This is a genomic window from Salinicoccus cyprini (genome assembly GCF_007713705.1).
GTDB classification, from domain to species: Bacteria; Bacillota; Bacilli; order Staphylococcales; family Salinicoccaceae; genus Salinicoccus; species Salinicoccus cyprini.
Genome location: NZ_VMSJ01000001.1, coordinates 459120 through 480190, shown reverse-complemented (window position 1 = coordinate 480190; position 21071 = coordinate 459120). Strand labels below are relative to the sequence as shown.

Annotated in this window: 19 protein-coding genes; all 19 read right to left on the bottom strand. The window is 51.1% G+C overall.

The features are described 5' to 3' along the window. Positions 1–3: 3 nt before the first annotated feature. Positions 4–924 carry a dihydroorotate dehydrogenase gene (locus tag FO441_RS02325; RefSeq protein ID WP_145285216.1) on the bottom strand — a complete coding sequence of 307 codons (921 nt, stop codon included), beginning with the start codon at positions 922–924 and terminating at the stop codon, positions 4–6. After that, positions 921–1670, bottom strand: a complete 750-nt coding sequence (locus FO441_RS02320) for a dihydroorotate dehydrogenase electron transfer subunit (protein WP_145285214.1) — start codon at positions 1668–1670, stop codon at positions 921–923. Before FO441_RS02320 ends, FO441_RS02325 begins: the two co-directional genes overlap by 4 nt. A gap of 8 nt (positions 1671–1678) precedes the next feature. After that, complete coding sequence (gene carB / locus FO441_RS02315; protein WP_145285211.1) at positions 1679–4855, bottom strand: carbamoyl-phosphate synthase large subunit; 3177 nt, start codon at positions 4853–4855, stop codon at positions 1679–1681. Next, positions 4848–5930, bottom strand: a complete 1083-nt coding sequence (gene carA, locus FO441_RS02310; RefSeq protein ID WP_186365484.1) for a glutamine-hydrolyzing carbamoyl-phosphate synthase small subunit — start codon at positions 5928–5930, stop codon at positions 4848–4850. Before carA ends, carB begins: the two co-directional genes overlap by 8 nt. 2 nt (positions 5931–5932) lie before the next feature. After that, positions 5933–7207 carry a dihydroorotase gene (locus FO441_RS02305; RefSeq protein WP_145285205.1) on the bottom strand — a complete coding sequence of 425 codons (1275 nt, stop codon included), beginning with the start codon at positions 7205–7207 and terminating at the stop codon, positions 5933–5935. Next, the gene (locus FO441_RS02300; protein WP_145285202.1) at positions 7207–8088 is read right to left on the bottom strand and encodes an aspartate carbamoyltransferase catalytic subunit; all 882 of its coding nucleotides are present in this window, start codon (positions 8086–8088) and stop codon (positions 7207–7209) included. The genes FO441_RS02305 and FO441_RS02300 overlap by 1 nt, the downstream gene beginning before the upstream one ends. Then, complete coding sequence (locus FO441_RS02295) at positions 8081–9403, bottom strand: uracil-xanthine permease family protein (protein ID WP_145285200.1); 1323 nt, start codon at positions 9401–9403, stop codon at positions 8081–8083. Before FO441_RS02295 ends, FO441_RS02300 begins: the two co-directional genes overlap by 8 nt. 16 nt (positions 9404–9419) lie before the next feature. Further along, positions 9420–9947, bottom strand: coding sequence for a bifunctional pyr operon transcriptional regulator/uracil phosphoribosyltransferase PyrR (pyrR, locus tag FO441_RS02290; protein WP_145285197.1), 528 nt, complete (start codon positions 9945–9947; stop codon positions 9420–9422). A gap of 207 nt (positions 9948–10154) precedes the next feature. Then, a complete protein-coding gene (locus FO441_RS02285) occupies positions 10155–11063 on the bottom strand; it encodes an RluA family pseudouridine synthase (protein ID WP_145285195.1) in 909 nt (302 codons plus the stop codon). Then, positions 11056–11535, bottom strand: coding sequence for a signal peptidase II (gene lspA, locus FO441_RS02280; protein ID WP_145285192.1), 480 nt, complete (start codon positions 11533–11535; stop codon positions 11056–11058). Before lspA ends, FO441_RS02285 begins: the two co-directional genes overlap by 8 nt. A 9-nt stretch (positions 11536–11544) precedes the next feature. Next, the gene (gene ileS, locus FO441_RS02275) at positions 11545–14283 is read right to left on the bottom strand and encodes an isoleucine--tRNA ligase (RefSeq protein ID WP_145285189.1); all 2739 of its coding nucleotides are present in this window, start codon (positions 14281–14283) and stop codon (positions 11545–11547) included. Positions 14284–14548: 265 nt separating this feature from the next. Beyond that, positions 14549–15067 carry a DivIVA domain-containing protein gene (locus tag FO441_RS02270; RefSeq protein WP_145285186.1) on the bottom strand — a complete coding sequence of 173 codons (519 nt, stop codon included), beginning with the start codon at positions 15065–15067 and terminating at the stop codon, positions 14549–14551. 21 nt (positions 15068–15088) lie between these two features. Continuing rightward, positions 15089–15868 carry a YlmH family RNA-binding protein gene (locus tag FO441_RS02265; RefSeq protein WP_145285183.1) on the bottom strand — a complete coding sequence of 260 codons (780 nt, stop codon included), beginning with the start codon at positions 15866–15868 and terminating at the stop codon, positions 15089–15091. Positions 15869–15960: 92 nt separating this feature from the next. Beyond that, entirely contained in the window at positions 15961–16266 is a 306-nt protein-coding gene (locus FO441_RS02260; RefSeq protein ID WP_370637520.1) for a YggT family protein, read from the bottom strand. A gap of 11 nt (positions 16267–16277) precedes the next feature. After that, positions 16278–16856, bottom strand: a complete 579-nt coding sequence (locus FO441_RS02255; protein ID WP_145285177.1) for a cell division protein SepF — start codon at positions 16854–16856, stop codon at positions 16278–16280. Between the two features lie 5 nt (positions 16857–16861). Next, the gene (locus tag FO441_RS02250) at positions 16862–17509 is read right to left on the bottom strand and encodes a YggS family pyridoxal phosphate-dependent enzyme (RefSeq protein ID WP_246094983.1); all 648 of its coding nucleotides are present in this window, start codon (positions 17507–17509) and stop codon (positions 16862–16864) included. After that, positions 17490–18275 carry a purine nucleoside phosphorylase YfiH/LACC1 family protein gene (locus FO441_RS02245; protein ID WP_145285171.1) on the bottom strand — a complete coding sequence of 262 codons (786 nt, stop codon included), beginning with the start codon at positions 18273–18275 and terminating at the stop codon, positions 17490–17492. Before FO441_RS02245 ends, FO441_RS02250 begins: the two co-directional genes overlap by 20 nt. Before the next feature lie 57 nt (positions 18276–18332). Continuing rightward, entirely contained in the window at positions 18333–19472 is a 1140-nt protein-coding gene (ftsZ, locus tag FO441_RS02240) for a cell division protein FtsZ (protein ID WP_145285170.1), read from the bottom strand. Positions 19473–19497: 25 nt separating this feature from the next. Continuing rightward, the gene (gene ftsA / locus FO441_RS02235) at positions 19498–20955 is read right to left on the bottom strand and encodes a cell division protein FtsA (RefSeq protein ID WP_145285167.1); all 1458 of its coding nucleotides are present in this window, start codon (positions 20953–20955) and stop codon (positions 19498–19500) included. Positions 20956–21071: the final 116 nt, after the last annotated feature.

Here is a 21071-nt window from a genome sequence, read left to right as displayed (position 1 = left end):
TCCTCAGAGTGTTTTATAGGCGCGGCCTTTAAGATCATGAAGATGATCAAGACCCATTTCTGCCACCCGTTCATCGAGTGACTGTATGAGCGTCGGACAGATCATCGGATCTGTGAAATTCATCGTTCCGACTGCCACTGCGTCCGCACCGACAGAAATATAGTCGAGAATATCATCGACGTTCGAGATGCCGCCCATGCCGATGATCGGAATATGGGGCAGATGCTGGCGCACCTGGTAGATCATGTTCAGGCTCACCGGTTTTATTGCAGGGCCGCTGAGACCTCCGGTGATATTCGAGAGGATCGGGCGTCCACGGTCATCGAGCCGCATGCCGACCAGCGTATTGATCATTGTCAGTCCATCGGCTATATCACCGACGCTTCTCGCCATGTCCACAATACTTGTCACATTGGGTGAAAGTTTTACATATACCGGTACATCAGACACTTCCTTGACACGGGACGTCAGACGTCTGGCAGTCTCCGGGTCGGTACCGAACTGGATGCCGCCCTCCTTGACGTTCGGGCAGGAGATGTTGAGTTCGATAGCTTTGACATTGGGAGCCTTGGATATTTTGTCGGCTACAATGACATAGTCGTCGACTTCGCTGCCGGCAACGTTGGCGATGATCGGCACATCGAACTGTTCGAGAAACTTGAGCTCATGTTCCAAAATGTGGTCGACACCTGGATTCTGCAGTCCGATGGCATTCAGCATGCCGCTTGAAGTCTCCGCGACACGCGGTGTCCGGTTGCCGGTTCTTGCCTCATGTGTCGCCGCTTTGATCATGATGGCACCGAGATCAGACAAGTCATAGAGCTTTGAGAACTCCTCCCCGAAGCTGAAGCAACCGGAAGCGGGCATGATCGGATTTTTAAGATCAAGTCCCGGAAGAGTGATGTTCAATGCACTGCTGTTCATAGTACAATCTCTCCCTTCCTGAAAACCGGACCTTCTGTACACAGCTTGATCCAGTCGCCTTCCGCCGTTTCGCACACGCAGGCGTAGCATACACCAAAACCGCAGCCCATGCGTTCTTCAAGCGAAATGTAGCCGTCCATATCCATGGTTTCACTCAATACTTTGAGCATGACTTTAGGACCACAGGCATAGAAGCAGTCGAACTGCTGATCGAGCGTGCGGATCACGTCCGTGACGAACCCCTCCGTACCATAGGATCCATCTGCTGTTGCGACATGCGTTTCACCGAGTGCTCTGAACTTGTCTTCATAGAAGACATCCTTCTTCGAGTTGAAACCGAGGACGTGTGTCGTTCTGACTCCCATCCGGTTCAGCTGCTTTGACAGCTCATACAGCGGAGGCACGCCGATGCCGCCACCGATGATGAGTACATGGTCATTCTGCTCGAGTGGATAGCCGTTGCCAAGAGGGGTGAGGACATCTACAGCATCCCCTGCCCGAAGCTTCGAAAGCTTCCTTGTCCCCTCGCCTTCGGCACGGTATATGATGGTGAACCGTGAATGTTCATGATCGATATCGGCAATCGAAATCGGACGTCTCAGCACATGCTCTGTCGTATCATTGATGCGGACATGGACGAACTGTCCGGGTGTCTCCATGGTGCTTGTAATATCCCCTTCAAGCACCATCTCATGAATCTTGTCCGCAATGGATTTCTGATCTACCACTGTCATCAGATTTTTCATTTCTTCACCTACATCTTTTCCATATTGAACGTCATGCTTTCAATGACTTCCACAAGCGTGCGTGCCGTGTCCAAGGATGTCAGGCATGGAATGCCGTTCTCGACCGATTCCCTTCTGATTCTGAAACCGTCGCGCTCCACCTGTTTTCCTTTCGTCATTGTATTGATGACAATCTGCACACTGCCATTCTGGATATTTTTCAGCAGACTGTTTTCGCCTTCGCTGACCTTGTCCACAGTAATATATGGAATCCTATGCTCTCCGAGTACCTTGGCTGTTCCTTTTGTCGCCATGATGCGGTATCCGCACTGGGAGAGACGGTGGGCAAGCTTTACAGCCTCTTCCTTATCCTTATCGGCAACCGTCATGAGTACTGTGCCGTGATCCTTCACCTCAAGACCGCTTGCCACCAGTCCTTTATAGAGTGCCTTATGGAGGCTCAAGTCCTTGCCCATGACCTCACCTGTTGATTTCATTTCAGGTCCAAGTGTGATATCCACGTTCTTCAGCTTGCTGAAGCTGAATACCGGTGCTTTGACATGGTAGCCCTTCTTGAATGGCGCGAGTCCGAGCGGATGGTCCATATCTCTCAGGTCGGCACCGAGAATCGCCTTCATCGCAAGGTTGGCCATCGGTATTTCCGTGATCTTGCTCATGAAAGGCACGGTGCGGCTCGCACGCGGATTGACTTCAAGTACGTAGACTTCGCCATCGGACAGGACGAACTGGATGTTGATCAGTCCGATTGTATTGAGGCCAAGTGCCAGCTTCTCCGTATAGTCCTTGAGTGTCGCAATCTCGTTGTTGGTCAGTGTCACCGGCGGATATACTGCAATGGAGTCTCCGGAGTGTACACCGGCACGTTCGATATGCTCCATGATGCCCGGAATGATGACGTTCTCACCATCGCTGATGGCATCCACTTCAATCTCCTTGCCTGTCAGGTAGCGGTCGATCAGTACCGGATGTTCCGGTGATGCCTTCACTGCGTCCCTCATGTAGTTTTTGAGTTCATCTTCATTATAGACGATCTCCATGGCACGGCCACCAAGAACATAGCTTGGGCGTACAAGTACCGGATAGCCGATATATGTTGCATTATCGAGCGCCTCCTGCTCATTCGTCGCCGTTTTGCCGAGCGGCTGTGGCACATCGATTTCACGGAGCAGTGCCTCGAAGCGTTTTCTGTCTTCGGCACGGTCCAGATCATCGAGGGAGGTTCCAAGAATTTTCACACCGTCACGTTCCAGACGATCTGCCAGGTTGATGGCCGTCTGTCCGCCGAACTGGACGACGACACCTTTCGGCTGCTCCAGTTCGATGATGTTCATGACGTCTTCATGTGTAAGGGGTTCAAAATAAAGCTTATCGGAAATCGAGAAGTCCGTCGAAACCGTTTCGGGATTGTTGTTGATGATGATGGCTTCATAGCCCGCTTCCTGGATGGCCCATACTGCGTGGACAGTGGCATAGTCGAACTCCACGCCCTGGCCGATACGGATCGGACCACTGCCGAGAACGATGATCTTCTCGCGATCACTGACGATGGATTCATTTTCCTGCTCGTACGTTCCATAGAAATATGGTGTCTCAGACTCGAACTCTGCCGCACATGTATCCACCATTTTGTAGACCGGCATCAGACCTTGAGATTTGCGCAGTTCAAATACTTCTTCTTCACTCATGTTCCATCGATGGCCGATCACTCTGTCACTGAAGCCGTATGTCTTGGCCCATTTCAGATGGTCCATGGACTTCGGATTCTCCTTCAGTTCATGCTCGATATCGATGATGTGCTGGAACTTCCTCAGGAAGAACATGTCGATTTTCGTCCATTCATGGATGGTCTCCATGGACACACCGCGCCTCAATGCTTCTCCGATGTAGAACAGTCTTTCATCACTCTGCTTCTGGATCATTTCATTGATGTAGTCAAGTTCGAATTCATCGCCGTTCGGAAGACCGAGGTGATGGACACCGTATTCAAGTGAACGGATGGCTTTCAGAAGGGACTCTTCATACGTACGGCCGATGGCCATGACTTCCCCTGTCGCCTTCATCTGCGTACCGAGTTTGCGTTCCCCTTTTTCGAATTTATCGAATGGGAAGCGTGGAATTTTCGATACGACATAGTCCAGTGCCGGTTCGAATGCTGCATAGCTTGTACCGGTGATCGGATTGATCATTTCATCCAGTGTCATGCCGATGGCAATCTTCGCAGCAAGCTTGGCAATCGGATAGCCTGTCGCTTTTGATGCCAATGCAGAAGAGCGTGACACCCTCGGGTTGACTTCGATGATGTAGTAGTCGAAGGAGTGCGGGTCGAGTGCCAGCTGGACATTACAGCCACCTTCGATTTCCAGTCTGCGGATGACATCGAGCGAGACGTTGCGCAGCATCTGGTGCTCCTTGTCCGTCAGCGTCTGTGTCGGTGCAACAACTATCGAGTCACCTGTATGGATGCCGACCGGATCGATATTTTCCATATTACAGACAACAATCGCATTGTCGTTGGAATCACGCATCACTTCGTATTCGACTTCCTTGAAACCGGCAATCGATTTTTCGACCAGGCACTGGCTGACCGGCGAGTATTTCAGGCCGTTAGCTACAATCTCCCTCAAGTCTTCATCGTTGTAGCAGATGCCGCCGCCTGTACCTCCCATGGTGAAGGCAGGACGTACGATGAACGGGTAGCCGACACGATTTTTGAAAGTGACTGCTTCGTTCATCGTCGTGATGATGTCGGAATCTGGAACCGGAACTTCCATTTCATTCATCAGCTGTCTGAAAAGGTCGCGGTCCTCTGCCTGTTTGATGGAGGACAGTTTCGTTCCAAGAAGCTCCACGCCATTCTCTTCAAGAATGCCAAGACGATCCAGCTCCACTGCCATGTTGAGACCAACCTGTCCGCCGAGTGTCGGCAGCAGCGCATCCGGCTGCTCCTTGCGGATGATCCTTGCGATGAAGTCCGGAGTGAGCGGCTCGATATAGACGACATCCGCAATCTCCTTGTCGGTCATGATGGTTGCCGGATTTGAGTTTACAAGGATGACACGGTAGCCTTCCTCTCTCAATGCGACACAGGCCTGTGTGCCTGCATAGTCGAACTCTGCTGCCTGGCCGATGATGATCGGACCGCTTCCTATGACGAGAATGGTTTCGATGTCTTTACGTTTAGGCATGGTTGCCCTCCTTCTGTTTCATCAGATCTATGAATTCCTTGAAAAGATATTCCGGATCGTGCGGGCCGGAACTGGCTTCCGGATGGTACTGCACTGAAAATGCCGGATATTCCGTATGTCTCAGTCCTTCGACCGTATTGTCGTTCAGGGCGATGTGCGTCACTTCGAGGCCTGTGCCTTCCAGAGAATCGGGATCAATGGAATAGCCATGGTTCTGTGATGAAATTTCAATCTTGCCTGTTGCGAGATTTTTTACGGGATGGTTACTGCCACGGTGTCCGAACTTCATTTTGAACGTCTTTGCACCACATGCCATGCCGAATACCTGGTGGCCCATGCATATGCCGAATAGCGGTATACCGAGCAGCTCCTTCACAGTTTGGATCTGGTCCGGAATGTTGGCCGGATCCCCGGGACCGTTCGACAGCATGACACCGTCCGGGCGCATCTGTCTGATCTGTTCGGCGGTCGTGTCGTAAGGGACAACCGTAACATCACAGCCGAAACCATTCAGGTGGCGGACGATATTCTCCTTCTTGCCGTAGTCGATCAGGACGACGCGCGGGCCTGGTCCTGTTGAGATATAAGGGGTTTTTGTCGCAACGCGTTTGACCTGGTCTGTGCGGAACTCGGAATTCTGCAGCAGTTCGATCAGATCTTCATGGTATGTCTCATCTGTAATGATCGCCTTCATCACACCACCGCTTCTGAGTTTTCTGGTGATGCTTCTCGTATCGATGCCGCTGATTCCAGGGATATCATGGCGCTTCAGAAATTCGTCCAGCGTTTCAGATGTACGGAAGTTGGAAGGGCCTGTGCTTGCTTCCCTGACGACCACACCGCGTGCCTGGGCGATCAGCGATTCGTTATCTTCCGTGTTCATTCCGGTGTTGCCGATGAGCGGGTAGGTGAACGTGATGATCTGATCCGTATAGGACAGATCGGTGATCACTTCCTGCGCGCCGGTCATCGTTGTATTGAAGACAAGCTCCCCTTCCGATGGTTTGTTTGCACCAAAGGGATAGCCTTCGTAGACTGTGCCGTCTTCCAGTACCAGGTATCTTTTTTCTTTCAGCATCATGCTTCCTCCTTATATGCCACTTTGCCATCAACGATGGTCATGTGGATATCCGATTCCAGTTCCATGCCGTGGAATGGTGTATTGCGTGCCTTTGAATAGAACCTCTCTTTGTCGAGTGTGTATGTTTTGCCGAGATCGATGACTGTGATATCCGCGGCCCTGCCTTCCGCCAGAACACCCATGCCCATGTTGAATGTCTCCGACGGTCTGACTGTCAGCCAGTCGACGAGCTGCTGCAGGGTGAACGTACCGTTTTTGACCAGTTTCGTATAGAGCAGCTGGAAGGCATTTTCACTGCCTGTGATGCCGAATGGTGCCGTCTCGATGCCGACCGCCTTCTCTTCTTCTGCATGCGGTGCATGGTCTGTCGCAATCAGATCGATTGTACCGTCAAGCAGCCCTGCAATCAGTGCTTCCCGGTCATCACTGCCTCTGAGCGGCGGATTCATCTTGAAGTTCGGGTCATCACCTGTAATATCATTTTCATCGAGTACCAGGTGGTGTGGTGTCACTTCTGCTGTGACATGCACACCGGCACGCTTTGCATCGCGGATGATGCGCACACTTTCCTTGGTGCTCACATGGCACACATGATAATGGCATCCGGCCGCTTCTGCGAGCAGTATATCGCGTGCGATATGTACGGATTCCGCAACGGATGGAATACCCGGGATTTTGAGCCTGCGGCTCGTTTCGCCTTCATGGATGGCGCCGCCATGAATCAGTGTGTTCTCTTCCGTATGTGCAACCACAGGCATATCCACCTTCTTCGCTTCAAGCATTGCCTGCAGCATCATGTCAGCACTCTGTACACCGACACCATCATCGGTGAAGGCAAATGCGCCCCCCTGCTTCAATCCTCGGAAATCGACCAGGTCGCGTCCAAGCTGACGCTCTGTAATTGAAGCATATGGAAGCACTTTGACATGCGCCGTCTCCTTGATGCGTTTCTGTATGTTTGCGAGTGTCTCCGCATTATCCGGTACGGGACGGGTATTCGGCATCGGGCAGATGGCGGTGAATCCGCCGCGGGCTGCAGCGAGCGTGCCCGTCTCGATCGTCTCCTTATGTTCCCCGCCCGGCTCTCTCAGATGAACGTGGACGTCCACGAATCCGGGCGTAATGAGCATGCCTGTGCAGTCGATCACCTCTTCGCCTTCCCGCTCGATGCTGTCTGCAATTTCTGCGATGACACCATCTTCGATGAATATATCTTTTCTGACCTCATTGCTGTTCTCCAGTACCATTCCATTTTTCAAAAGCAGTCCCATTAATTTTCACTCCCGAGAATTTCTTGTAGTACGCTCATGCGCATGAAAACACCATTCTTCATCTGTTCGAAAATGACTGAACGCGGACCTTCTATCAGACGGCCATCAATCTCGACATCCCGGTTGACCGGTGCGGGATGCATGATGATGGCACTTTCTTTCATACGCTGGTGCCGTGCCAGTGTCATGCCGTATTGCATATGATACCCTTTTTTGGTGAAGTCGACTGCATCGTCATGCCGCTCATGCTGGACACGCAGCAGCATGATGACGTCCGCTTCCTCCACTGCATCGTCCAGGTCGACATAGGGCGCTGCCATGCTGTCATCCTGCCATGCTTCAGGTGCGCAGAAGCTGACTTCAGCACCCAGCTTCGATAGTGCCTGCTGGTTGCTTTTGGCCACCCGGCTGTGAGTTATGTCTCCAGCGATGACCACTTTCAGACCACTGAAGGTGCCGAAGCGGTCATAGATGGTCATCAGGTCGAGCAGCGACTGTGTCGGATGTGAACCGCTGCCGTCGCCGCCGTTGATGATCGGTATGCCGAGATCCTCCATTTCATCGTAGTACTCCGTGATGCCATGGCGGATGACGAGCGCGTCGCAGCCGATGGCCTCCATCGTACGGCAAGTATCATAGAGCGATTCACCTTTTGTGACCGAACTGTGGTCGGCATCAAACGGAATCGATGTGATGCCGAGCCGCCGTTCGGCCATTTCGAAGCTTGCCTTTGTACGGGTCGAAGGTTCAAAAAAGAGGTTTGCGATATATTTTTCTTCTTTTACCGGTGTGTAGTTGCCTGACTTCATCTCAAGTGCCCTTTCGATCAGGCGCATGATGTCCGTGTCAGTAAGCTGGTGCATCGATAGCAGATTATTCATCTCGTAAAGGCGCCTCCTTTGGAAGAATTGCATTCAGGACAATGCCTGCAACGGCTGCGAGTGCCATGCCTTCAAGGTTGAACGGGATGTCCCCGATGGTGAAGTCGAGGTGGGCCTTGCCGATGCCGACGACCAGAATGACCGATGCGATGACGAGGTTTCTTTTCGAATCGAGGTTCACCTGCTCATCGATCAGCATTCTGAGACCACTTGATGCGATGATGCCGAACAGCAGTATGGAGACACCGCCCATGACGGGTGAAGGGATGCTCTGCACAACTGCTGTGAACTTGCCGATGAAGCCGAGTATGACGGCAAGGACACCTGCGCCGCCGATGACCCACACGCTGAAGATCCGTGTGATGGCCAGCACCCCGATGTTTTCACCATATGTTGTCGTCGGCGGACCGCCGATGATGCTTGAGAACATTGTGGAGACGCCGTCCCCGATGAGCGACCGGTGCAGCCCGGGCTTCTTGAAGAAGTTGCGGCCGACGATCTTGTTGATGACCATCTGGTGGCCGATATGTTCACTGACCGTAACAAAGACGATCGGCAGCATGACGATCATCAGACCGACATTCACAGTCGGATCATAGGATACGAAAGGCACATGCACATCCGGGAGGACGAACCAGCCCGTCTCCCTGATTGCGGTGAAGTCGACGATGCCGACAATCACTGCTGTGATGTAGCCGCCGACGATGCCGATCAGGATCGGGATGAGCGACAGCACACCTCTTAGGAAAATGGAGGCACAGATGGTGATGATGAGCGTCACGGCTGCAACGAATATGTAGAGCATGCTGTAGCCTTCCTGGTTGCCGGAATCCGTATACATGGCCATGTCGACAGCAACCGGTGCAAGTCCGAGGCCGATGACCATGATGACCGGACCGACGACAACCGGCGGCAGCAGATTCATCAGCCAGTTGATGCCGAACAGCCGGATCACAAGTCCGATGATGACGTACAGCACACCGCTGAAGAAGAGGGCGGTCAGTACTTCACCGAGGCTGTTGGCACCAAGCGCGATGGTAATGGGCAGAATGAATGCGAAACTTGAGCCCAGGTATGCAGGAATCTGTCCTTTTGTAATGAGCAGGTAGAGCAGTGTGCCGATCCCGCTTGCGATCAGGGCGGCTGATATCGGCAGCCCCGTCAGAAATGGTACAAGTACAGTGGCGCCGAACATGGCGAACAGGTGCTGTGAACTCAGCAGCAGCCATTGGGCGGGTTTTGGTTTCTCGTGTACATCCAGTACCGGCTCTACACTTTTGCTATAGATTTCTTCTGTTGATTCTCTGTCCTGCATGACTTTGTTCCTCCTATTATCTGCTTAATGTCACTTCGTTGGTCTCATCGTACTCTGCAAGGTTCACATGAATTTTCTCATCCCGTGCTGTCGGAATGTTCTTGCCGACGTAATCCGCACGTATCGGCAGTTCCCTGTGTCCCCGGTCGATCAGTACAGCCAGGGATATTTTAGCCGGCCGGACCTGGCTCAGTATCGCGTCCATGGCCGCCCGGATCGTCCTTCCGGTGTAGAGGACGTCATCCACGACGATGACATGCCGGCCATCGAGCGGAACATCGACCGAAATGGTCTCCTCTGCCTCCCTGCCTTCCGGCTGCCTGTCATCCCTGAATGCCGTAATATCGATGGTGCCTGTCGGTATTCTGACGCCGTCGATGCTTTCTATCCGTTCCTGTAGCCGGGTGGCCAGAAATTCTCCCCGCGTCTTGATGCCGAGGAATACAATGCCCTCAGACCCTTTATTCCGTTCCAGTATTTCGTGGGACATCCGGGTCAGCGACCGGCTGATCTGCGACTCGTCCAGAATGGTTCTCCGTTCCATATCAATGACCTCTTTTCAAAAATTGTATAAAAAAATACTCATGTCCAAAGACATGAGTATACACGTATCCTAATAATTATGCATTCCGCCTATGGCGGGTGCACCCGTTTATATCATGTCTTTGAAGCCTCACGGGACTTCGTTTAAAGACAATGGCTATTTACTTTTCCTTAACAGTCTATTCCTATTCATTTTCAATGTCAAGGACTAATCGGAGAGGAGTGTCAAACTTTCCAGTACGTCCTCGAATACATCCGGCAGCGGCACAGTGAACTCGAGGTACTCTCCCGTCTTCGGATGAACGAATCCGAGGGTGCCTGCATGCAGCATCTGGCCTTCCGATTCGATCGTCTTCCTCGGACCATACTTCGGGTCACCGGCAAGTGGATAGCCGATATACTTCATATGCACGCGGATCTGGTGTGTCCGGCCGGTATCAAGGATGCACTCGACGAGTGTAAAGTCCTTGTAGCGTTCCAGGACATTGAAGTGGGTGACGGCCTCCTTGCCATCATCGACCACCGCCATCTCCTGGCGCTCCTTCGGATTGCGTCCGATCGGCGCTTCGATGGTACCTTTGTCATGCGGGATGGTGCCGTGGACAAGGGCGGTATATTTTCTGGTCACGCTCTTCTCCACCAGCTGCTCTACGAGGTGTCTGTGGGTCACGTCATCCTTGGCGACCATAAGGAGGCCACTTGTATCCATATCGATTCTATGGACGATGCCTGGTCTCAGTTCACCATTGATGCCGGACAGGTTGTCGAGCTGGTACATCAGTCCATTGACCAGTGTTCCGGACGGGTGCCCCGCTGCCGGGTGCACGACCATGCCTTTCGGCTTGTTGACGACAGCCACTTCATCATCTTCGTAGATTATATCAAGATTGAGGTTCTCGGGAATGATATCCGCTTCGACCAGCTCGCGGTCCTCGACGATGACAATATCTCCTGTTTTGACCTTGTAGTTGGCTTTCACTACATTGCCATTCACTTTAACAAGTTCTTCCTTGATGCGTCCCTGCATATCACTGCGGGATGCATCTTCGATCTGTTCTGCGAGCAGCCGGTCGATTCTCTGGCCGCTGTCGTTGTCATTTACTATTATTTCATGCATTCTTGTCACCTTTTCCTATGAAGAAGAATTCGATCAGCATCAGTACGACACCGATTGAGAGCGCACTATCCGCCACGTTGAAAATCGGGAAATCGTAGGAGATGATCAGAACATCAATAAAATCCACTACTTCCTGGAACAGCACACGATCGATGAAATTGCCGAAGGCCCCTGCCATCAGAAGCACGATGGCTGTCTGCAGCAGGAAGTTATCCTTTGCTTCCTTGATATACACATATACCAGTATACCCAGTACAAGAACTGTCACAAGGTAGAAGAAGATCATCTGTCCCTGGAACAGCCCCCAGGCAGCGCCGCTGTTTCGGTGGGAAGTCAATGAGAGGAAATCGCCGAGCAGCGGTATCGACTCCCCCTCCTCCATGAAACGGACAACCAGATACTTCGTATACTGATCGAGCGCCAGTATGAACAGACCGAGAACAGCCATGGGCACAATTCTATAAGATTTCATCCTAGCCTCCTACAGCTGGTCGACAACTTCACGACATCTTGGACAGATGTCATCATCGCCATTCATGATGGATTCGGCAGTTGAATAGTTCCAGCAGCGTTCACAGCGTCTACCTTCTGCATGCTCGACTTTGACGCTGATATGGTCGTACGCTTTGCCATCCGGCAGTGAATCCACAACTTCCACCTGGGAAACGATGAAGAGCTGCGTGAGCGCACCGTTGATGTCATCGTAGCTCATGCCTTCCGGCTCGGTCACATAGACTTTTGCTTCTAGTGATTTACCGATGACCTTCTCATTTCTTGCCACTTCCAGCGCCTTCAGTACATCATCACGGACAGCCATGAACTGCTTCCATTTTTCAACAAGGGCAGTGTCCACTTCTGCCGACCCAGGCATATACTCGAGATGGACGCTTTCCTTTTCCGTGTATGGCGTATGGTCGTGGATCTCTTCGGCCGTGTGCACGAGGATCGGCGCCATCAGACGGTTCAGATCTGCGAGGATCCTGTAGAGCACCGTCTGCATGCTGCGTCTGATATGTGCATCCTGCTTCTCGATGTAGAGGATGTCCTTGCCGTAGTCCAGATAGAAGTTGGACAGTTCGACATTGATGAAGTTCTGGAGTGCCTGGTACATGGTGACATAGTCATAGCGGTCATAGCCATCAAGCATCATGTTGACGATCTCATTGAAGCGCTGCATCATGAACTGGTCGACTTCCTTCATGTCTTCATACGCCACTGCATCTTCAGCCGGATTGAAATCGGCCACGTTACCGAGCAGGAAGCGGAATGTGTTTCTGATCTTGCGGTAGACTTCGGACACCTGTTTCAGAATATCATCGGAGATTCTGACATCCTCCTCGAAGTCCGAGGACATGACCCATAGACGGATGATATCTGCGCCCATCTGCTTCATGACTTTCTCAGGCAGGATGGTATTGCCGAGGGATTTCGACATCTTCTTGCCTTCCCCGTCCATTACAAAGCCGTGGCTCAAAAGCTCCTTGTATGGTGCGATACCCTTTGTCGCCACACTCGTGATGATGGATGAGTTGAACCATCCACGATACTGGTCGGAACCTTCAAAATAAAGATCCGCAGGGTATGTCAGGTAGCCCCTTGTATCCAGCACACCACGGTGGGAGGAGCCGGAATCGAACCAGACATCCATGATGTCCGTCTCCTTCGTGAACTCCCCGTTCGGAGACCCTTCATGCGTATATCCTTCAGGCAGCAGATCCTTGGCATCCCATTCGAACCAGATGTTTGAACCATGTGTTTCAAACAGTGATGCGACATGCTCGATGACATCCGTATCGACGATTTCCTGGCCATTTTCGGCATAGAAGAACGGCAGTGGCACACCCCATACACGCTGACGGGAAATGACCCAGTCACCACGGTTCCTGATCATATTGTACATCCGCTTCTGACTCCACTCGACCTGGAATTTCGTATCCATGACGGCTTCAAGGATGTCTTCGCGGACATTTCTGATTGAAGCGAACCATTGCGGTGTGGCACGGAAGATGACGGGAGTCTTTGAACGCCAGTCATGCGGATAGGAGTGCGTGTAGAAGTTCAGTTTGACAAGGGCGCCTGATGCTTTCAGATCGTCCGAGATGACCTTGTTCGCTTCGTCATAGAAGAGCCCTTCGTATTTGCCGGCTTCTTCAGTAAATACACCTTTGTCATCCACAGGGCTGAGTACTTCGAGACCATACTTCTGGCCGACGATGAAGTCGTCATCACCATGGCCGGGTGCTGTGTGCACACAGCCTGTACCCGCGTCTGTTGTCACGTGGTCGCCGAGTATGACGAGGCTCTTACGGTCGAACAGCGGGTGTTTTGCGGCGATGTATTCGAGCGACTCGCCTTTGAATTCCTTTGTACGCGTCACCTTGTCCTTGTCGAAATCGACTTCTTCGCAGAAGTGGTCGAGCAGATCTTCAGCAACAATGTATTCCTGACCTTCATAGCCGAACTGCACGTAGTTCAGTTCAGGATGCACGGCAATCCCCTGGTTGGCAGGAATCGTCCACGGTGTTGTCGTCCAGATGACGATCCTGGCACCGGCATCGACGACACCTTTGCCATCTGCCACTTCGAAGCCGACATAGATGGATGGGGAACGCTTGTCCTTGTATTCAAGTTCCGCTTCCGCCAGGGATGATTCACTGACCGGAGACCAGTAGATCGGCTTTTTGCCCTTATAGATCAGTCCCTTTTCAACCATATCGCGCAATACGCGCACTTGTGCCGCTTCAAACTCGGGCTTGTATGTCAGGTATGGATTATCCCATTCACCATCGATGCCCATGCGCTTGAATCCCTCGCGCTGCAGATCGATCTGCGAGTTGGCAAATTCGATGCATTTATTTCTGAATTCCTCGATGGTCATGCTTTTGCGGTCGACACCCTTGTTGGTCAGTGCCTGTTCGATCGGCAGGCCATGAGTGTCCCAGCCCGGTACATACGGTGCATAGTAGCCGCGCATCTGCTTGTTGCGGATGATGATATCCTTGATGATCTTGTTCAGTGCGTGACCCATGTGCAGGGCACCGTTGGCATACGGTGGTCCATCGTGCAGCACATAGGGCGTATTGCCTTCATTCAGCTTCAGTTTTTTTTCGTACAGCTTCTCTTCCTGCCATCTCTTCTGCATTTCAGGCTCTTTGTTTACGAGCCCTCCACGCATTTTGAATTTTGTTTTCGGCATGAGCAAAGTATCTTTATAGTCCATTTTCCTAGCTCCCTCTTTTAAATTGATGAATGCATAAAAAACTCCGGAACAGTGTCAATAGGGGCGAAAAAATCCGCGGTACCACCCTGATTGACTCCGTCCGGAGTCCACTCGATTCCAATATGAATTATGGATCATTAGTGATATCAAGATCGCCATCGTCTGCCGGGGCTTCCACCCTCCCCCGGTCGCTTCTGCTGCCAATGGCGTCTGCATGTCTAACAATACTATCATTATGCTAAATATCCGCTGATCCGTCAACACGTCATTCGTTCTGGTCCTGCTCCGCTGCTTCAAGATCGTCCACCCGATGCTCCTGGTTGGTTTCAAAATCAAGCAGATAGTCCCAGTCATCCGATTTCAGCAGATCGAGCTGGGCTTCAACCAGCATCTTGAACCGTGCACGGAAGATCTTCGACTGCCGCTTCATATCCTCCGTCTGACTGGCGATGTGACGTGCACGGGCCAGGCTCTCGCTGACGATCCGCTCACGCTCCGCTTCAGCCGACTTCAGAATCTCTTCAGCTCTTGCCTGTGCTGTGCGCTTCGCTTCGTCCCCAGCACGCTGGGCAGTGAGAATGGCTTCATTGATGCTTGTCTCCACATTTCTGAAGCTGTTCAGGTTCTCTTCCTTCTCATCCAGCATGCCTTCAAGCTGTCTGATCTTTTCATCTCTCTGGTCAATCTCCGCCTGCAATGCCCTAAGGTGAGTCCGCACCTCCTGCTCATCCAGGCCGCGGTACACCGTGGGGAATCTGCGATTGACAGCTTCTTCTCTATCCATAAAATTCACCTCAGTTGTGTATTACCCATCCCGATAGACTCTAACCTCGAGCCGGTACTTTCCTTTTCTGGTCTCTGCAGTCAGTGCCGTCACTTTGAACCGTCCGAAGTGGCGGATGGATACTGTATCACCGGTTTCCATTATAAATGAAGGGCTCGTAACAATCGAATGATTGACTTTCACCTTGCCCTTCTCGACGCGTGCCTTCGATTTCGCACGTCCTTCATTGATCACTTCGGAGATGATCGCATCCACCCGGAACGAGGAGACGAGGATCGATGCGGGCTTTCCATCATCCACCGCGTCGATGAAAGACTCATGGGGCACCTCTTCAAGTGTGATGGGCGCATTCCTTATCCGGTCGAGAGATTCGCGGAACATGGCCGCGTACGGTGCCGCAACTGCGAACTGTATACTGTCTCCGACCACAATATCTCCAATCAGGGAGCGGTCCACACCGACATTCATTATGGCACCGAGTATGCTGCGGTGTGTCAGGGTTACAAACTTTTCAGGATACTTCATTTCAAAAACGGTAATATCATATTCATCGTGGGATACTTCGAGCATCTCCGGAATAATCATGGCACGTCTGCGCTCACGGTCGCCGGCCCCGCCATAGAACTCGATCTTGAGCTCCGGGTAGCTGCCGGCAAGGCTGGTCACGATCATCTGCTCCCTCGGATCGAGGAAATCGAGCAGGATCGGGTAGTAGTCCCGTTCTGCAATTTCAAACTTGCCATTATACATGGTGATCTTTTCATGCTCTTCTTTTCTAAAATGCTGATAGATCTCTTTCAATCTCCATCCTCCAGTGCAGATCAATAAGGGCGCCCTTACGGGCAATCGTCAATGACCAATTGTCCAGCAGGAGCGCCCCCTTTCTTCGGTATTCAGTACATCGCGGTGATGATGGCGTTGAAAATTGCGTTCAGACCACTCAGAAAAAGTCTCAATACAATGATGGCGATGATCGGAGACAGGTCGAGCATGCCGCCGATCGGTGGAATGAGCTTTCTGAAAGGTTCAAGTATCGGTTCATAGACCTTCCCGAGAATCTGGCCGAATGCCGATTCCCTGAGTCCAGGCACCCAGGAACTGAAAATATAGATGATCAGCCCCCATGTGAAGATTGGAAATACAGTATTTATAAAACGCTGTATAAAGTACAGTACTTCTATGATCAGTTGATTGTCCAATATCATTCTCCTTACATTTCTTCGATTTGACTTTTATCCTCGCTGATTTCGCCTTCGACGCTGACACTATTCGGTGTGCACAGGAAAATATCCGCGCCCACCTTCTGGATGTCACCATCCATTGCATACACCGTACCGCTCAGAAAGTCGACGATCCGCTTTTTCGGACCCTGGTCCACTTTGGACAGATTGACCAGCGTGGCGCGGTCATTCTTCAGTTCATCGGCAATATCCTGGGTTTCGGAAAATACTCTCGGTTCGAACAGGCATACTTTTGTATTGCTTGCTTCTGCACTCATCAAAGTGGTCTCCTTTTCCTTCTGAATGGCTTTTCTATCTTTGTCCTGGCGCTTTCTGACAGGTTTCTTCCGTTCCGTCTTCCTGTAGTTCAAAGGCGTCGTCTCCTTTTCCTCCGGCTTTGACGGTGATGCTTCTGCAGATGAACTCTGGGTCCGTCCTTTTTTGGATTCTTCCAGACTTGTCACTTTCGCGTTGCTGCTTATTGCTTTCTGCTCTTTATTTTCTTTCGCTCTGTCGTCTTCTTCGTATTCCACAATGAATATATCTTTAAAAAACTTCTTGATGGCCATGGTTTTCACCTGCTCCCCATTAATTTGCTGCCGATACGGATATAGGTGGCGCCGTGCCGGAGGGCAATATGGTAGTCATTGCTCATCCCCATGCTCAGTTCCTCCACCTGTATATTTCCGGAATTCCTTTCTCTCAGGGAATCCCTCAATATTCCGAGTTGCTCGAACACCTCGGAAATTTCCGCTTCATCTTCAGTATGCGGCGCCATTGTCATCAGTCCGATGATCCTCACCCTGCTGTATGCCCGCATGTCTTCAAGAAAACCGGGCACTTCTTCCGGTGGCAGTCCATGCTTGGTGGTCTCGCCTGAAATATTTACCTGTATAAAGCATTTTACAGTATGACTGCTGTATTGTTCAATTTTTTTAGCTACACTCGCACGATCGAGTGAATGCACGTAATTGAGATGATCGATGACGTCCTTCACTTTGCGCGACTGCAGTGTACCGATGAAATGGACTTCTGCATCCTCGGGCAGTGCCTCACGTTTTTCAAGAAAACCCTCGATACGGCTTTCACCGAAATGCCGGATACCCGCATCATAGGCCGTAAGCGCATCCTCTACCGAATGATACTTGGTAACCGCAATCAGCACAGCCTGGTCCCCGATCTCCCGACTCAGCTGCTCATAATTATCTCTGATCATCTTCATACCTCCCGATGAATGCAAGTGCGCGGCCGGTCTGCCCCTTTTCAAGTCGATAGGAAAAGAACTGTTCCAGGTCCTCTGTTCCAAGTGCTGAAACATGGATGTTCTCGGGAGGCACGCCAGCCTGCATCGCCTGATGCCGGTTGACGGCTTTCAGATCAAGATCATATCCCGCTTCGTGGGCCACCACTGCCTCGTCCGGCAGCCCCAATTTTTCCAGTTCGTGGATGACCCTCGAATCTACAGTATAGCACGTGCCGATGATAGCCACACCGATCATGATCGAGAGATCCTCCGGACTGTGCCCATATTCCCTGACGATGGTTCCGACGATATCATGTGAAGTCCCTCTCCAACCGGCATGCAGCAGGGCTGTAAAGTCATTTTTTCTGCTCCACACATGAACGGGTACACAATCTGCATAGTTCATGGTGAGCAGCAGTCCTCGGTCATATGTATATAGAGCATCAACATCATAAAGAGCATCTGACAGTTCCCGGACATTCGTACCGGCATCGTCCAATGTCACTTCTCTAATATTGCCGCCATGCTTCTGGATCGGCAGCACCCATTTGTCCGGGATAAAACCGATTTCGGCAGCCAGCATATTCTGATGCTGATGCACATTTTTGGCATCATCATCGATGTATAGGGCCATGTTGAAACTTTTGGATGGATAGTCGCTATATCCATCCATCCGCTTCGTATAGCCGAGCAGTATATCATCGACCCGTGTGCCCACGTAGTGCCTATGGTTATCAAACTTCATGTCCACACCTCAAAAAATAAGTCAGAAAGGCGTGCCCTTCTGACTTATACTTTATTTCTATCGTCTGCGTCTTGAACGGTTGCGCAGGAACGTAGGTACTTCATAATCATCATCTTGTGAATCATTGCTTGCTTCCCTTGTTTCCCTTGGTTCCGGCTCGCGTTCCGGCGTGCTTTCCCTGGAGGAAGTCGGGTAGGTGAATGATTCACGTTTCTCTTCCCGTTCAGGTGTACGGTTTACGGATTTTTCATTGAATCCTGTCGCGATGACGGTAACAATGATCTCGTCTTCAAGCTCAGGATTGATGACAGTACCGAAGATCATGTTGACATCTTCGTCAGCTGCATCCTGGACAACATCGGCTGCTTCCTGCGCTTCGAACAGGGACAGAGATTCACCGCCTGTAATATTCATCAGTACGCCTTGCGCGCCGACGATGGATGTTTCAAGAAGCGGGCTTGAAATCGCCTTTTTGGATGCTTCGATTGCACGATTCTCGCCGCTTGATACACCGATACCCATAAGAGCGGACCCCTGATTGTACATGATCGTCTTGACGTCGGCAAAGTCGAGATTGACTTCACCACTGACGGCGATCAGGTCCGAGATGCCCTGGACACCCTGTCTGAGAACGTTATCCGCTTCCTTGAATGCTTCCATCATTGGCGTGGATTTGTCCACGATATCAAGGAGACGGTCGTTCGGGATGACGATGAGCGTATCGACTGCCGCTTTCATTGCGTCGACACCAGCAGAGGCCTGTGTCTGACGCTTTCTGCCTTCGAAGGAGAACGGACGTGTAACGACACCGACTGTCAGTGCGCCCATCTCTTTTGCGATCTTGGCAACGACTGGTGCGGCACCTGTGCCCGTACCGCCGCCCATGCCGGCTGTAACGAATACCATGTCGGCACCCTGGATGGCATCCTCGATCTGCTCCCTGGACTCCTCGGCAGCTTTCTTGCCGATTTCAGGATTTGCACCGGCGCCAAGGCCGCGCGTCAGCTTTTCACCGATTTGGATCTTGGATTCCGCTTTTGACAGGTTCAGTGCCTGTCCGTCTGTGTTGATGGCAATGAATTCCACATTCTGCATGCCATCATCGATCATGCGATTGACTGCGTTGTTACCGCCGCCGCCGACGCCTACAACTTTTAATGTTGCCATATGGTTAAAGCCTTGCTCGAATTCTAACATTTCCATTTCCTCCCAGTCATTCATCTTACTCAAACAAATTTTTAAAGAGCTTTTTCATGTATCCACGGTAGTCCTTCTGTTCACCTTGAGGCGTGTCTTCAGAGCGTTTTGTGACTGTTTCATCCGAACGCGCTTCATCATATGCGTAATCGGAATACTCCGCTTCATCCGGAGCAGAACCGCTGGTTTTGCCAGGTGGATACTTGTAGGTTTCTCCTGATTCCAGCTGACGGGTATTATGCTCTTTCCGCTTGTTGAAAAGACCATTGAAAAAGCTGCCCGATGTCTCTTCAGATGCATCATATCGAGCATCTTCCGACTCCGTGTCATAATTATCAATTGTAACATATTCAAGAAGTTCATCAAACATAATTCCGCTTGATACTGTGGAAATAACACTTGAGAATTCCGGCTTGCGTGCACCCATCTGGTTCGGGACGTGCACCCTGATCTTCTCGGATACGAGATCCTGCATGAGCTCTTTGACTCCAAGCAGGTTCGCTGTCCCACCTGTTACGACGAAACCGCCATTGACCTTGGTGATCCGCTGCTGCTGCAGTGCTTCAAATACGCTCATGAGCATTTCTTCCAGACGCATCTCGATGATGTCTGAAAGATCCTTTGGCGTCACTTCAATATCCGGCTCGCCATCCCGCTGTGGCAGCCTGACGATGTCTGCTTCGGAAGCAAGATCATAGAAAGCATGGCCATACTGATGCTTGGCCTTTTCGGCAGCCTCCATCGGCGTGTTGAACGCTTCCGAGAGATCTCTTGTAATGTGATTGCCACCGACAGCGATACTGCCTGCATATTTCAATGTGCCGCGTTCATAGTAGCCGAACTGTGTGAGATCTGCGCCGATATCGATCGCCACACCACCAAGTTCCACCTCGGATTCGCTCAATATATGCTGATAGTTGACCGCATCGGAGTAGACATCGAGGACTTCAAGACCTGCATCCTCGACACATTTGACTGCATTCATGAGCAGTGTCCTGTTGACAAGAACAATACCTGCCCGTACAAACAGCGATTGGGTCGCCATCATTTCTTTCGGGTCCATCACTTCATGCAGGTCGTCGACCTTGAAATGGACAGGATAGACTGTCACCACTTCGCGGTCCTTGTGGATTTCCCTTTCCCGCAGCGTTTCCAGAAGGTCTTCGATGTGTGTACCGTTGATTTCGGTGGAATTGCCGCCAAAACGCAATTCCTCCTCACTGAACTTGAGTTCCGTTTCAGTAATCGGCATTTTTAAAAAGACTTCATCTATGTCGACTCCAGATGAGATCTTTGCCTTTTTAACCGTATCTATAATGGCATTTCGTGCCAGATCAAAATCTTTTATCTTCCCTTTGGATATTCCATCCGTAAAGGTCTGGCCAGTGCCAATGATGTTGACACCATCATGGAATTTCTCACCGACGACCGCCTTTACACTTGCGGAACCGATATCCAGGGCAACATAATAATGTTCCTTCAACTCATTTGCCTCCTAGCAAGCCTGTTTCAGCTTTCTATCATATAGTTTACATTATACTTTTTATATTGTGAACTATTTATGCATAATAGTCCAGTATAAAAACAGGCGGGGAATCA

Excerpts from the sequence above, each read along its gene's own strand:
- FO441_RS02245 (WP_145285171.1), bottom strand. The coding sequence starts at position 18,275 with ATGAAGTTTGATAACCATAGGCACTACGTGGGCACACGGGTCGATGAT.
- ileS (WP_145285189.1), bottom strand. The coding sequence starts at position 14,283 with ATGGACTATAAAGATACTTTGCTCATGCCGAAAACAAAATTCAAAATG.
- FO441_RS02325 (WP_145285216.1), bottom strand. The coding sequence starts at position 924 with ATGAACAGCAGTGCATTGAACATCACTCTTCCGGGACTTGATCTTAAA.
- FO441_RS02305 (WP_145285205.1), bottom strand. The coding sequence starts at position 7,207 with ATGGGACTGCTTTTGAAAAATGGAATGGTACTGGAGAACAGCAATGAG.
- FO441_RS02270 (WP_145285186.1), bottom strand. The coding sequence starts at position 15,067 with ATGGATAGAGAAGAAGCTGTCAATCGCAGATTCCCCACGGTGTACCGC.
- FO441_RS02285 (WP_145285195.1), bottom strand. The coding sequence starts at position 11,063 with ATGCATGAAATAATAGTAAATGACAACGACAGCGGCCAGAGAATCGAC.
- FO441_RS02255 (WP_145285177.1), bottom strand. The coding sequence starts at position 16,856 with ATGGCCATCAAGAAGTTTTTTAAAGATATATTCATTGTGGAATACGAA.
- FO441_RS02250 (WP_246094983.1), bottom strand. The coding sequence starts at position 17,509 with ATGAAGATGATCAGAGATAATTATGAGCAGCTGAGTCGGGAGATCGGG.
- FO441_RS02320 (WP_145285214.1), bottom strand. The coding sequence starts at position 1,670 with ATGAAAAATCTGATGACAGTGGTAGATCAGAAATCCATTGCGGACAAG.
- carB (WP_145285211.1), bottom strand. The coding sequence starts at position 4,855 with ATGCCTAAACGTAAAGACATCGAAACCATTCTCGTCATAGGAAGCGGT.
- ftsZ (WP_145285170.1), bottom strand. The coding sequence starts at position 19,472 with ATGTTAGAATTCGAGCAAGGCTTTAACCATATGGCAACATTAAAAGTT.
- pyrR (WP_145285197.1), bottom strand. The coding sequence starts at position 9,947 with ATGGAACGGAGAACCATTCTGGACGAGTCGCAGATCAGCCGGTCGCTG.
- FO441_RS02295 (WP_145285200.1), bottom strand. The coding sequence starts at position 9,403 with ATGCAGGACAGAGAATCAACAGAAGAAATCTATAGCAAAAGTGTAGAG.
- lspA (WP_145285192.1), bottom strand. The coding sequence starts at position 11,535 with ATGAAATCTTATAGAATTGTGCCCATGGCTGTTCTCGGTCTGTTCATA.
- FO441_RS02300 (WP_145285202.1), bottom strand. The coding sequence starts at position 8,088 with ATGAATAATCTGCTATCGATGCACCAGCTTACTGACACGGACATCATG.